General features: G+C 60.3%; 10 protein-coding genes. 7 read left to right on the forward strand and 3 right to left on the reverse strand.

The features are described 5' to 3' along the window. Positions 1 to 19 precede the first annotated feature (19 nt). Genes flgB through flgE form a run of 4 tightly spaced genes read left to right on the forward strand, consistent with a single transcriptional unit; the run spans position 20 to position 2987 of the window. Positions 20 to 430, forward strand: a complete 411-nt coding sequence (flgB, locus tag ND528_RS13130; RefSeq protein WP_016773613.1) for a flagellar basal body rod protein FlgB — start codon at positions 20 to 22, stop codon at positions 428 to 430. Positions 431 to 433: 3 nt separating this feature from the next. Then, on the forward strand, positions 434 to 877 hold the full coding sequence (flgC, locus tag ND528_RS13135; protein ID WP_016773614.1) for a flagellar basal body rod protein FlgC: 444 nt from the start codon (positions 434 to 436) through the stop codon (positions 875 to 877). Between the two features lie 15 nt (positions 878 to 892). After that, positions 893 to 1621 (forward strand): flagellar hook assembly protein FlgD, encoded by a 729-nt coding sequence (flgD, locus tag ND528_RS13140; RefSeq protein WP_130912377.1) that lies wholly within the window; start codon positions 893 to 895, stop codon positions 1619 to 1621. A 31-nt stretch (positions 1622 to 1652) separates the two neighbouring features. After that, positions 1653 to 2987 (forward strand): flagellar hook protein FlgE, encoded by a 1335-nt coding sequence (gene flgE, locus ND528_RS13145; RefSeq protein ID WP_130912376.1) that lies wholly within the window; start codon positions 1653 to 1655, stop codon positions 2985 to 2987. A 1040-nt stretch (positions 2988 to 4027) separates the two neighbouring features. Here flgE and ND528_RS13150 read toward each other — a convergent pair. Beyond that, complete coding sequence (locus ND528_RS13150; RefSeq protein WP_263470488.1) at positions 4028 to 6922, reverse strand: ribonucleoside-diphosphate reductase subunit alpha; 2895 nt, start codon at positions 6920 to 6922, stop codon at positions 4028 to 4030. A gap of 862 nt (positions 6923 to 7784) precedes the next feature. Here ND528_RS13150 and ND528_RS13155 point away from each other — a divergent pair. Further along, complete coding sequence (locus tag ND528_RS13155) at positions 7785 to 8507, forward strand: response regulator (protein WP_024013985.1); 723 nt, start codon at positions 7785 to 7787, stop codon at positions 8505 to 8507. Then, positions 8504 to 10114: an ATP-binding protein gene (locus ND528_RS13160; protein WP_130909940.1), complete on the forward strand. Its 1611-nt coding sequence runs from the start codon at positions 8504 to 8506 to the stop codon at positions 10112 to 10114. Before ND528_RS13155 ends, ND528_RS13160 begins: the two co-directional genes overlap by 4 nt. Before the next feature lie 107 nt (positions 10115 to 10221). Here the strand turns inward: ND528_RS13160 and ND528_RS13165 are convergent, their stop codons facing one another. Beyond that, entirely contained in the window at positions 10222 to 10947 is a 726-nt protein-coding gene (locus ND528_RS13165) for a 4'-phosphopantetheinyl transferase family protein (protein WP_263470489.1), read from the reverse strand. Positions 10948 to 11100: 153 nt separating this feature from the next. Continuing rightward, complete coding sequence (locus ND528_RS13170; RefSeq protein ID WP_263470490.1) at positions 11101 to 11892, reverse strand: dienelactone hydrolase family protein; 792 nt, start codon at positions 11890 to 11892, stop codon at positions 11101 to 11103. Positions 11893 to 12035: 143 nt separating this feature from the next. On the opposite strand from ND528_RS13170, the gene ND528_RS13175 reads away from it, so the two are divergent. Further along, positions 12036 to 12641, forward strand: a complete 606-nt coding sequence (locus ND528_RS13175) for a hypothetical protein (protein WP_130909943.1) — start codon at positions 12036 to 12038, stop codon at positions 12639 to 12641. Positions 12642 to 12757 lie beyond the last annotated feature (116 nt).

The following is a 12757-nucleotide window of genomic DNA, read 5'->3' on the forward strand; positions in this document are numbered from 1 at the left end:
TCACCTGAAGGTTCCCGACATGAGCATCAGCTTCGACAAAGCGCTGGGCATCCACGAAAAGGCATTGGGCTTCCGCGCCCAGCGTGCCGAAGTGCTGGCCAACAACATCGCCAACGCCGACACCCCGAACTACAAGGCGCGGGATCTGGATTTCTCCAAAGTGCTCGAAGCACAGACCGAGAAGACCAAGACCGGCGGCCACTTTGCCCTGAACATGACCAACAGCCGGCACATCGAGGCTGAAGGGCTGGGCAACGGCGACGAGTCGCTGATGTATCGCACGCCGATGCAGCCTTCGATCGACCAGAACACCGTCGACGCTCAACTGGAACAGTCGAACTACGCGGAAAACGCCGTCGGCTTCCAGGCCAGCTTCACCTTGCTCAACAGCAAATTCAAAGGGCTGGTGTCAGCCCTGCGCGGAGAATAATCCATGTCCCTGTCCAGCGTTTTCAACATTGCCGGCAGCGGCATGAGCGCGCAGACCACACGCCTGAACACCGTGGCCTCGAACATCGCCAACGCCGAAACCGTTTCGTCGAGCATCGACCAGACCTACCGCGCGCGCCATCCGGTATTCGCCACCATGTTCCAGGGCGGCCAGGCTGGCGGCAGCAATTCGCTGTTCCAGAACCAGGACGCAGCCGGGCAGGGCGTGCAGGTGCTCGGCGTCGTCGAAGACCAGAGCAACCTCGAAGCGCGCTACGAGCCGAACCATCCGGCCGCCGACGCCAAGGGCTATGTCTACTACCCGAACGTCAACGTGGTGGAAGAAATGGCTGACATGATTTCCGCGAGCCGCTCGTTCCAGACCAACGCGGAAATGATGAACACCGCCAAAACCATGATGCAGAAGGTACTGACCCTCGGTCAGTAATAAGGGGCGACTGCCATGAGCGTTACGGATACCACCAGCAGCCTGAGCATGAACGACATCCTGGCCAACTCGTCGAAGAAGGCCAGCAGCACTACGTCGGGCGGCATCGCTTCGGCGACCAACAGTGCCACCGGCGGCCAGGCACTGGGCAAGGATGCTTTCCTGCAATTGCTGGTCACCCAGCTGAAAAACCAGAACCCGCTCGACCCGCAGGACAACAGCGCGTTCGTTGCGCAACTGGCGCAGTTCAGCAGCCTTGAAGGCATCACCACGCTGAACTCCACCGTCAGTGGCCTTGCCGGCAACTACAACTCGTCGCAGGCGCTGCAAGCGTCGTCGCTGGTCGGTCGCAACGTGATCGTGCAGACCAACACCGCCCAGCTCGATGACCCGAGCAAAGGCCTGACCGGTTCGGTCACCGTGCCTTCGTCGATTGCCGGCGGCACCGTGACCATCACCGACAAGGACGGCAAAGCCGTGCGCACCATCGACCTCGGCAGCCGCGCTGCCGGCGATGCCAGCTTCACTTGGGACGGCAAGGACACTGCCGGCACCGTGGTGCCAGTCGGCACTTACACGTTCAAGGCCAACGCACCGATCAACGGCACCGCGACCGATCTGGCGACCTACCTGCCAGCGACCGTCAACAGCGTGACGATCAGCCAGACCGGTGGCGAGCTGATGCTCAACCTGGCCGGCAAGGGCACCGTAGCCCTGTCCAAAGTACAAACCATTGGTATATAGAGCCGACTAACCCGGCACGAAGGAGTGGAACATGTCTTTTAACATCGGCCTTAGCGGTCTCTATGCCGCCAACAAACAACTCGACGTCACCGGCAACAACATCGCCAACGTCGCCACCGCCGGGTTCAAATCCTCGCGCGCAGAATTCGAAGACGTCTATTCGTCGACTCGTCTGGGCAGCGGCAGCAAAGTCATCGGCAACGGCGTGCGCCTGGCCAACGTGTCCCAGCAGTTCACCCAGGGTGACATCAACAACACCGGTAACGTGTTGGACATGGGTATCAACGGTTCCGGTTTCTTCACCATGAGCAACAACGGCTCGATCTCGTACACCCGTGCCGGTACGTTCAAGGTCGACAACGCCGGTTACATCACCAACACCGACTACACCTCGCGTCTGCAGGGTTACGGTGTGGATGCCAACGGCAAAATCATCAACGGCGTGTTGACCGATCTGAAGATCGACACCTCGAACCTGGCGCCGAAGTCGTCTTCTTCGGTGACTTCGAGCATCAACCTCAACTCGTCGGCGCCAGTGATCGTTGATACCGGCGCCAGCGCCGTCAAGTTTGATCCGTCGAAGCCTGAGACTTACACCAAGTCGTTCAGCACGCCGATCTATGACACCCAGGGCAACTCCCACGTCATGGACCAGTACATGGTCAAGACCGGCGAAAACACCTGGAAGGTTTACACCCTGGTCGATGGCCGTAACCCGGATGCTACCGGTAGCAACCCCGTGACCACTGCGCCGGTTGCTTCGACATTGTCGTTCGACAGCTCCGGCAAGCTGGTTCAGGTGAGCACGCCTAACCCGGCGGATCCAGCCAACCCGATCATCAGCAGCGATCTGAAGTTGACGGGCTGGGTACCGGGCACTGTGACCAATGGTGTGTTCACGCCTAACGGCGCGGCAGCGAACCCGAATGGCGTGACCATTTCGATGGCCAAGACCACTCAGTACAACGCTGATACCTCGCGTACGATTCCGACTCAGGATGGTTACGCCACTGGCCAGATCACCAACCTGACCATCGACGGCACCGGTACGCTGTTTGCCAACTTCAGCAACAACCAGAGCAAGGCGATCGGTCAGGTTGCGCTGGCCAGCTTCACCAACGAACAGGGCTTGCAGGCTGTGGGTGGCACCAGCTGGAAAGAGACGTTCGCTTCGGGTATTCCGGGCTACGATGCGCCGAAGACCGGTACGTTGGGTGAGGTGGTGTCCAACTCGCTGGAAGAGTCGAACGTTAACCTGACCAATGAGCTGGTTGATCTGATCAAGGGTCAGAGCAACTATCAGGCGAACGCCAAGACCATTTCGACGCAGAGCACGATTATGCAGACCATTATTCAGATGACCTGATTGGGTTTCTGAGCTGGTTTTTTGGGCCCCTCGGTTTTGAGGGGCTTTTTTTTGGGCCGTGGCGGCCTTTGGGCCGACCAGGCTTTTGGGGTTTTGGGTGAATATCCGTTTTTGCGGGTGTTGCTGATTACGGTTCCGCCCTTACGGCGGGTCACCTTTTTCAAACGCCGAGTGCCGGCCCAGCAAAAAGGTAACCCAAAAGGCTTGCTCCTGCGTTCGGCCCTCGCAGGCTCGGGTTCCTTCGCTGCGGGATCGATCCGGGCGCAGCGGCTCCGGTTTGCTTCGCTGCACCTCCTTCCGCTGTGTCTGGCTGCGCCAGACGGTCGCTGCGCTCCCACGCCCGGATCAATCCCTCCACTCAGCCTTCCGACGTCGCCCGTAGATCAAAAGCACTCGAGCTTGCGCTCATTGTTGAGTGGGGCGGCTTCGCCGCGGCAGCTGCGCTGCTTTGCTTTTGCTTTTGTGGGAGCGAGCCTGCTCGCGAAGGCGGCCTGGCGGCCGACCTGGTCTTGAGGTAACACTCGATCCAACTGTAGGAGCTGCCGAAGGCTGCGATCTTTTGATCTGGCTTTTGCTTTTGCTTTTGGTTTTGGTTTTGTTTTGGCTTTTGATCCGGCTCTTGATCTTTTGCCCCTTCGGCAGGCTTCGTTACGGGATCGATCCGGGTGTGGGAGCGCAGCGACCGTACGACGCAGTCGTACACAGCGGAAGGAGGTGCAGCGAAGCAAACCGTAGCCGCTGCGCCCGGATCGGTCCCGTAACGAAGGTACCCCGAGCTTTAGCGAGCGGGCCGTACGCCGGGGCAAAGCCTTTTGGGTTACCTTTTTGGCGTCTGAAAAAGGTGACTCGCTGTAAGAGCGAAACCGCCAGCGGCAACACCCGCAGCAACGGATATACACCCAAAACCTCAAGAGCCCGGTCGGCCCAAAGGCCGCCAAGGCCCTTCAAAAAACAAAACCCCCAACAAACCAGAAGTCTGTCGGGGGTTTTCTCTTGCCTTGAGATATCAGGCGTCTCGCAACGCCTGATCTCAGCTCAGCTTATTGGCAAGCTTCGCAATCCGGCTCGTCAATCGCGCACGCCTTTGGCACGGGTGCCGGACCTGCCGGAGCGGCCAGAACCGAATCGTCGCCGTGGTTGCCGCCGCTGGAAACAGCGTTCAGCTTACCGGTGTTGATGGTCGACTTCTCGGTGCTGGTCGCGGCCAGGGCACGGAGGTAGTAGGTGGTTTTCAGGCCACGGTACCAGGCCATGCGGTAGGTCACGTCGAGCTTCTTGCCCGATGCGCCGGCGATGTACAGGTTCAGCGACTGGGCCTGGTCGATCCACTTCTGACGACGGCTGGCGGCGTCAACGATCCACTTGGTGTCCACTTCGAACGCGGTCGCGTAGAGCTCTTTGAGTTCTTGCGGGATGCGCTCGATCTGCTGCACCGAACCGTCGTAGTACTTCAGGTCGTTGATCATCACCGAGTCCCACAGACCGCGAGCCTTCAGGTCGCGAACCAGGTACGGGTTGATCACGGTGAATTCGCCCGACAGGTTCGATTTCACGTACAGGTTCTGGTAGGTCGGTTCGATCGACTGCGAAACGCCAGTGATGTTGGCGATGGTCGCGGTCGGTGCGATGGCCATGATGTTCGAGTTACGGATGCCTTTCTGTACACGGGCGCGAACCGGTGCCCAGTCGAGGGTTTCCTTCAGGTCGACGTCGATGTACTTCTCGCCACGCTGTTCGATCAGGATCTGTTGCGAATCCAGCGGCAGGATGCCCTTGGACCACAGCGAACCGTTGAACGTCTCGTAGGCGCCGCGCTCGTCGGCCAGGTCGCAGGAAGCCTGGATCGCGTAGTAGCTGACCGCTTCCATCGACTTGTCGGCGAACTCGACGGCAGCGTCGGAGCCGTAGGCGATGTGCTGCAGGTACAGCGCGTCCTGGAAGCCCATGATGCCCAGACCGACCGGACGGTGGCGGAAGTTGGAGTTCTTCGCTTGCGGCACCGAGTAGTAGTTGATGTCGATCACGTTATCGAGCATGCGCACGGCGGTGTTCACGGTGCGTTGCAGCTTGGCGGTATCGAGCTTGCCGTCGACGATGTGGTTCGGCAGGTTGATCGAGCCCAGGTTGCAAACGGCGATCTCGTCCTTGTTGGTGTTCAAGGTGATCTCGGTGCACAGGTTCGAGCTGTGGACCACGCCGACGTGCTGCTGCGGGCTGCGCAGGTTGCACGGGTCCTTGAAAGTCAGCCATGGGTGGCCGGTTTCGAAGAGCATGGACAGCATCTTGCGCCACAGGTCTTTGGCCTGGATGGTCTTGAACAGCTTGACCTTGCCCGGGTACTCGGTCAGCGCTTCGTAGTACTCGTAGCGCTCTTCGAAGGCCTTACCGGTCAGGTCGTGCAGGTCCGGTACTTCGGATGGCGAGAACAGGGTCCACTTGCCGTCATCGAGGACGCGCTTCATGAACAGGTCAGGGATCCAGTTGGCAGTGTTCATGTCGTGGGTACGACGACGATCGTCACCGGTGTTCTTGCGCAGCTCGATGAACTCTTCGATGTCCATGTGCCAGGTTTCCAGGTAGGCACACACAGCGCCTTTGCGCTTGCCACCCTGGTTCACGGCCACAGCGGTGTCGTTCACTACTTTGAGGAACGGCACAACGCCTTGCGACTTGCCGTTGGTGCCCTTGATGTACGAACCCAGCGCACGAACAGGCGTCCAGTCGTTGCCCAGGCCGCCGGCAAATTTCGACAGCATGGCGTTGTCGTGGATCGCGTGATAGATGCCCGACAGGTCATCCGGCACGGTGGTCAGGTAGCAGCTCGACAGCTGTGGACGCAGGGTACCGGCGTTGAACAGGGTCGGGGTCGAAGCCATGTAGTCGAACGAGGACAGCAGGTTGTAGAACTCGATCGCACGGTCTTCTTTCTGCTTCTCTTCGATCGCAAGGCCCATGGCCACGCGCATGAAGAAGATCTGCGGCAGTTCGAAACGCACGCCATCCTTGTGGATGAAGTAGCGGTCGTACAGGGTCTGCAGGCCCAGGTAGGTGAATTGCTGATCGCGCTCGTGGTTGATCGCCTTGCCCAGTTTTTCCAGGTCGAAGGTGGCCAGCACAGGGTTCAGCAGTTCGAACTCGATACCTTTGGCGATGTAGGCCGGCAGTGCCTTGGCGTACAGGTCGGCCATTTCGTGATGGGTGGCGCTTTCGGCGACTTCGAGGAAGTTCAGGCCTTCGGCACGCAGGGTGTCCATCAGCAGGCGGGCGGTGACGAACGAGTAGTTCGGCTCGCGCTCGACCAGGGTACGGGCGGTCATCACCAGGGCGGTGTTGACGTCGGTCAGGGCCACGCCGTCGTACAGGTTCTTCAGGGTTTCGCGCTGGATCAGGTCGCCGTCGACTTCTTCCAGGCCTTCGCAGGCTTCGGTGACGATGGTGTTCAGGCGGCCCATGTCCAGCGGCGCGAGGCTGCCGTCGGCGCGGGTGATGCGGATCGACGGATGCGCGTTGACGGCTTCTTCGGCCGGAGCGTGAGCAGCGCGTTCTTTCGAACGGCCGTCACGGTAGATCACGTAGTCGCGTGCAACTTTCTGCTCGCCGGCACGCATCAGGGCCAGTTCGACCTGGTCCTGGATTTCTTCGATGTGGATAGTGCCGCCCGACGGCATGCGACGCTTGAAGGTCGCGGTGACCTGTTCGGTCAGGCGCGCAACGGTGTCGTGGATTCGCGACGAAGCGGCAGCGGTGCCGCCCTCAACTGCGAGGAACGCTTTGGTGATAGCGACGGTGATCTTGTCATCGGTGTAAGGAACGACAGTGCCATTACGCTTGATCACGCGCAGCTGGCCAGGCGCGGTGGCTGCCAGATCCGAAGTCGAATCGGCGGCCTGCGGCAAGGTGCCCTGCGGGTTCTCGCGAGTTGTGTCGGTTTGCATGGGGGGTGGTCTCCACATTCTCTATGTTTGTTTGGCACCGTCATGGTGCTCACCGTTCTGTACCGAAGCACTGCAACCGACGGGCGTCGGCATTACAAACTTCGGAACAGTAGGAAAAAGGCTGCAACGCCGCGTCCTTGCCGAAGTTTTGGTCGCAAGCACAAGCTCGCTACCGGATTCCTTCGCGGGTGGCAGTCATGACTGCAACACCCATACCGTTTTGTCCGTTTCGGACCAAATAAAACGGTGCCATCCGCCAGTGCGGTTTGGGCTTGAAAAAACTCGCTTGTTCTACCGGAAACTGGCCATAAAGCACTTGAGTTTCAGGTCTGAAATGTGGTTGGGCGTTTTAGGTGAAAACCCTATATGTAGGGTCTCTGTTTTCGCCGTGCTACAAGATAATGCGTTTCAGGGGGGGATTGCAACGTACTACCTGTGGATAAGCCTGTGCGTAATTTGTGTAAGAAACAGGGAAAACGCGTGTAGGCCGCGAACCTGCTGAGCCAGACCGTTTGTCACTGTTTTTTTGCCTGGAAAAACGCTTCAGCGGTTTTTTAAGGGCGCGAACCCTATCACAGAATTCCGCCTTGTCCGAACGCATTTACCGACTTGTTTTCCGGGTGAGCGGCGTTTATACAATCGCTGGGTGCATGGGCATTTTTATCCTCCTGAAACATGACAGATGATCGGGAGGACTCCTGTAGGAGCTGACGAGTGCAACGAGGCTGCGATCTTTTGATCTTGCTCTTGAAAACCACAATCAAAAGATCGCAGCCTCGTTTCACTCGTCAGCTCCTACAGGGGCCGCGTTCATTCAGCGAAACCTTCATATATCAATAAAAACAGCAAGCAGAGGTCACCGGTGGAGCAACAAACCTGGCAGGTATTGATCGTCGAGGATGACCAGCGACTGGCCGAGCTCACCCGCGATTACCTGCAAGCCAATGGCCTGCGCGTGGAGATCGAAGGCAACGGTGCGCTGGCGGCGGCGCGGATCATCAAGGAGCAACCGGATCTGGTGATCCTCGACCTGATGCTGCCTGGCGAGGATGGCCTGAGCATCTGCCGCAAGGTGCGCAGCCAGTATGACGGGCCGATCCTGATGCTCACCGCGCGCACCGACGACGCCGATCAGATCCACGGCCTCGATCTGGGGGCCGACGATTATGTGTGCAAACCGGTGCGTCCGCGCTTGTTGCTGGCGCGGATCCAGGCGTTGCTGCGCCGCAGTGACACACCGGAGCCGGCCGCGGAAAAATCCCGGCGTTTGCAATTCGGTCCACTGGTGGTCGACAACGCGTTACGCGAAGCCTGGCTGAGCGACAACGGCATCGAGCTGACCAGCGCCGAGTTCGACCTGCTGTGGCTGCTGGTGTCCAACGCCGGGCGGATACTTTCCCGGGAAGAAATCTTCACTGCATTGCGCGGCATCGGCTACGACGGCCAGGATCGCTCGATCGACGTGCGCATCTCACGCATCCGCCCGAAAATCGGTGACGACCCCGACCATCCGCGCCTGATCAAGACTATCCGCAGCAAAGGCTATCTGTTCGTCCCGGAAGCCTGCGCAGACCTGGCGCTGTGAATTCGATCTTCCTGCGCATCTACGGCGGCATGTGCGCCGCGCTGATTCTGGTGGCGGTGCTCGGCGTGCTGGCGCTGAACCTGCTCAATCAGGTGCGCAGCGAGCAATACCGCGAGCGCCTGGCCCACGGCACTTTTTCGCTGATGGCCGACAACCTGCAGCCGATGAACCAGACCGAACGCCATCGCGCGCTGCTGGTGTGGGAGCGGCTGCTCGGTATACCGCTGACACTGAAGAAATTCTCTGAAACCGACCTCGATCTGGCCCAGCGCACCCGTGTGCTGCGCGGTCAGGCGCTGGTCGAGCAGACCGGGCCACATGCGGCCAAGGTCTATCGGCTGATCAGCGAAAAAGAGCAAATGATGCTGGTGGGCGAGGTACAGCAAATCAGCGAGCAACTGGCGCGGGCGACCATCTACCTGCTGGCCGATGAACTGGTGCGGGTGCCGGTCGGCGAACAGCCCAAACGTCTGGCGCAGATAAAACAGGAAAAGGGCTTCGGCTTCGATCTGCAGCTGGTCACGGTAAATGAAGCCGACATGGACGAAGACCAGAGTCGTCGCGTGGCCGAGGGCGACACGGTGATGGCGCTGGGCAAGGGCGGCGATTCGATCCGCGTCTTCGCCGGTATGGTCGGCACGCCGTGGGTGCTGGAAATCGGCCCGCTGTATCAGATGAATCCGTACCCGCCGGAATGGCTGGTACTGATTGCCGCGCTGGGCCTGACCCTGATCGGCCTTATCGTTTATCTGTTGGTGCGTCAGCTCGAGCGACGTTTGCGCGGCCTCGAAGCGGCGGCCACGCGGATCGCCAAGGGCAGCCTGGAAACCCGTGTGCCAGCGCGCGGTGCCGACTCGGTCGGGCGGCTGGCGTTGGCGTTCAATGGCATGGCCGAGCACTTGCAGCAACTGCTGGCGATCCAGCGTGAACTGGTGCGCGCGGTGTCTCATGAACTGCGCACGCCGGTGGCGCGGCTGCGTTTCGGGCTGGAAATGATCGGCACGGCTACCACTCCGCAAGCGCTGGAGAAATACCGCGAAGGCATGGATCACGACATCGAAGACCTCGATAAGCTGGTCGACGAAATGCTCACCTACGCACGACTGGAGCAAGGCTCACCGGCGCTGACCTTCCAGCGCATCGACCTGGATGCGCTGGTCAATCAGGTGATCGAAGAATTGGCGCCGCTGCGCGCCGAGGTCACGGTACAGCGCGGTTTGTGTCTGTCATCGGCCGACAACGACGGCGCCTGGGTCGAGGCCGAGCCGCGTTATCTGCATCGGGCGCTGCAGAATCTGGTGGGCAACGCGATGCGCCATGCGCATTCACAAGTGACGGTGAGTTATCAGGTCGGCCAGTTGCGTTGTCGGATTGACGTCGAGGATGACGGGCCGGGCGTGCCGGAGGTGGCGTGGGAGCGGATCTTCACGCCGTTTCTGCGCCTCGACGATAGCCGCACGCGGGCCTCGGGCGGGCATGGTCTGGGCTTGTCGATTGTGCGGCGGATCATTCACTGGCACGACGGCCGCGCGATCATTGGCAAGAGCAAGAGTCTGGGTGGGGCGTGCTTCAGTCTGAGCTGGCCGAGGAATCAGGAGCGCCGCTGAGATGCGGGATACCGCCTTCGCGAGCAGGCTCGCTCCCACATTTGAAATGCAATCCCCTGTGGGAGCGAGCCTGCTCGCGAAGGCGCCATAACAGGCAATGCAAAACTTCAGGCAGGAATGCTGACCAGACTCAACAACTGCCCATCCTGCACTGCAAACTGCGCCTCCAGCTCCGATCCGTTGCGCCATTCGCTGGACAAATCAGTCAACAACCGCAGCCTGACCTGACCCGCCGCAGTCCATTCCAGCACTTCGGCATGCTCGAAATAAAAGCGCTGCTGCACGATCGGGTAGAGCGCCTTGAACAAACTCTCTTTGACCGAAAACGTCAGGGTCACCCGCAGCGCCAATTGCTCCTGAGAACCCGCCGCCATGCGTTGCAGTTCCGCTGGCGTGAGGATTTCCCCGGCCAGGCGTTCAGCGCGCTCGTGGCTCAACAGGTTTTCCAGATCCATGCCCAAGCCGCGCCAGTGCTGTTTGTTGGCGACAATCGCCGCCGCGCGGCCAGTGCTGTGGGTGATTGAGCCGCAGATGCGCGCCGGCCAAACCGGCGCGCGGTCTTCGCCAATCGGCGGGACGATATTCAGACCTTCGAGTTGTTGCAGCGCGGCCCGCGCGCAGATGCGTCCAGCGAGAAACTCGGCCTGGCGCTTGGCTACCGAGCGCTGAATGCTCGGCGGCGCCAGCACAGCGCTGCGCTGGAAGTCATCGCCAAGCAGGCGTGCCGGGTCGAAGTGGGTACTGAGCAGCACGGTGTCGGCCAGGACCGTCGGCAACGGCCAGTGGCTGTCGAGCGCAGTGCAGCAGGCGGGCAGGGCGGGGGTGGTATGCATGGCGGGCATTTTGCCGGTTAGTCGGGGCGAGGTCGAGATCGGCGGTGAAGCCTTCGCGAGCAGGCTCGCTCCCACAGGGGATCTTCTGTGCGACAGGGATCCAATGTGGGAGCGAGCCTGCTCGCGGAAGGCCGCGCCTCGGTCGCTACTGACTCAGCCGAAAATCTTCTTGAAGAACGCCTGCATATCCGCCCAGGATTTTTCATCTGCCGCCTTGTTGTAACCAATATCCGGCCCGCCATGCTCGCCATGGCTCAAACGATCGGCATCCGGATTGCTGAAACCATGCTTGGCGCCATCCAGACTGACGAACCGGTAATCCGCCCCGGCCTTGTCCATCTCCGACTTGAACGCGGTGACGTGGTCCTGAGTGACCATGCTGTCCAGCGCACCGTGCTCGACGAGGATTTTCGCCTTGACGCTGCCCGGAGTCGCCGGGGTCTTGGTTGCCAGCGCGCCATGGAAACTCACCACGCCGGCCAGCGGCACACTCTGACGCGCGGCATTCAGCACCACGCCGCCACCGAAGCAATAGCCGATGGCGGCGATTTTGTTCGGGTCGGTCTGCTTTTGTTTCTTCAACAGATCGAGCCCGGCGGCGAAGCGTTTACTGGCGGCATCGGCGTCCTTGGTCGCTGCCTGCATGAAGGCCATGGCGTCTTTCGGGTGCTCGGTGTTCTTGCCGTCGCCGTACATATCGATGGCCAGCGCGCTGTAGCCGAGTTCGGCAAGATCCCGCGCGCGGCGCTTGGCGTAATCGTTCAGCCCCCACCATTCGTGAACCACGACAACGCCGGGGCGTGGGCCTTTGATCGCGTCGTCATAGGCGTAGTAGCCGATCAGTTGGCTGCCGTCGGCGCTTTGGTAGGGGATTTCTGCAGTCTTGATCGCAGCCTGGGTGAAGCTGCTGACTGCCAGCAAAGTGAGGGCGAGGAACAGGCGCATGGTCGGGTCTCCTTGATGAAAGTGGTCAGAACAGCCTAGTCGATCTGGTTCAGGTCAGGTTCAGAGACGGTTCAGGGGCCGTACAGGGGTGGCTCAGTAATCTTGCGTCATACCCAAACAGCACTGTGAAAGAGGAAATACCCATGACTCGTTTAAACAAATTGCTGCTGGCTTTTACCCTGTTAGGCTCCAGCATCGCGGCGAACGCCGACGACACCAGCAACTTCGCCGGCCTGACGTTCGGCCAGACCAGCGACAAGATCGACAAGTCCCATGCGCTCAACAACAATCTCGGCAACCCCAACGTTACCGGGGCCATCGACGGCAACAACACCTACGGCTTGCGCCTCGGTCAGCAAAACAGCCAGGGCCGCTACTACGCCACTTACGACAACGTTTCCGGCTCGCACAATGGCGTTAAACTGCGCCAGGAAAACCTGCTCGGCAGCTATGACCTGTTCTACCCGGTGGGCGGCAGCACCAAGTTGTTCGGTGGCGCCACGGCCGGTCTGACCAAGCTGACGCAGGATTCGCCAGGCTTCAGCCGTGACAGCGACATCGGTTACGCCATCGGTGGCCAGGTCGGTGTGTTGCAGCAAGTTTCGCAGAACACCTCGGTGGAACTCGGTTACCGTTACCTGCGCAGCAACGCCAGCACCGAAATGAAAGAGAGCGGCGGCAGCAAACAGGGCTCGCTGGGCTTGACCAGCAGCGCGCAGACCTACCTGTCGGCCAACTACTATTTCTAAGCGGTTGCCGTCGATTGAATGTGGGAGCGAGCCTGCTCGCGAAAGGTGTATCAGCCGACACTTGCTTGGCTGATCCACCGCTTTCGCGAGCAGGCTCGCTCCCACAGGTTGTGTCT

Origin of the sequence: Pseudomonas mercuritolerans (genome assembly GCF_025706525.1) — a bacterium.
Classification (GTDB): Bacteria; Pseudomonadota; Gammaproteobacteria; order Pseudomonadales; family Pseudomonadaceae; genus Aquipseudomonas; species Aquipseudomonas mercuritolerans.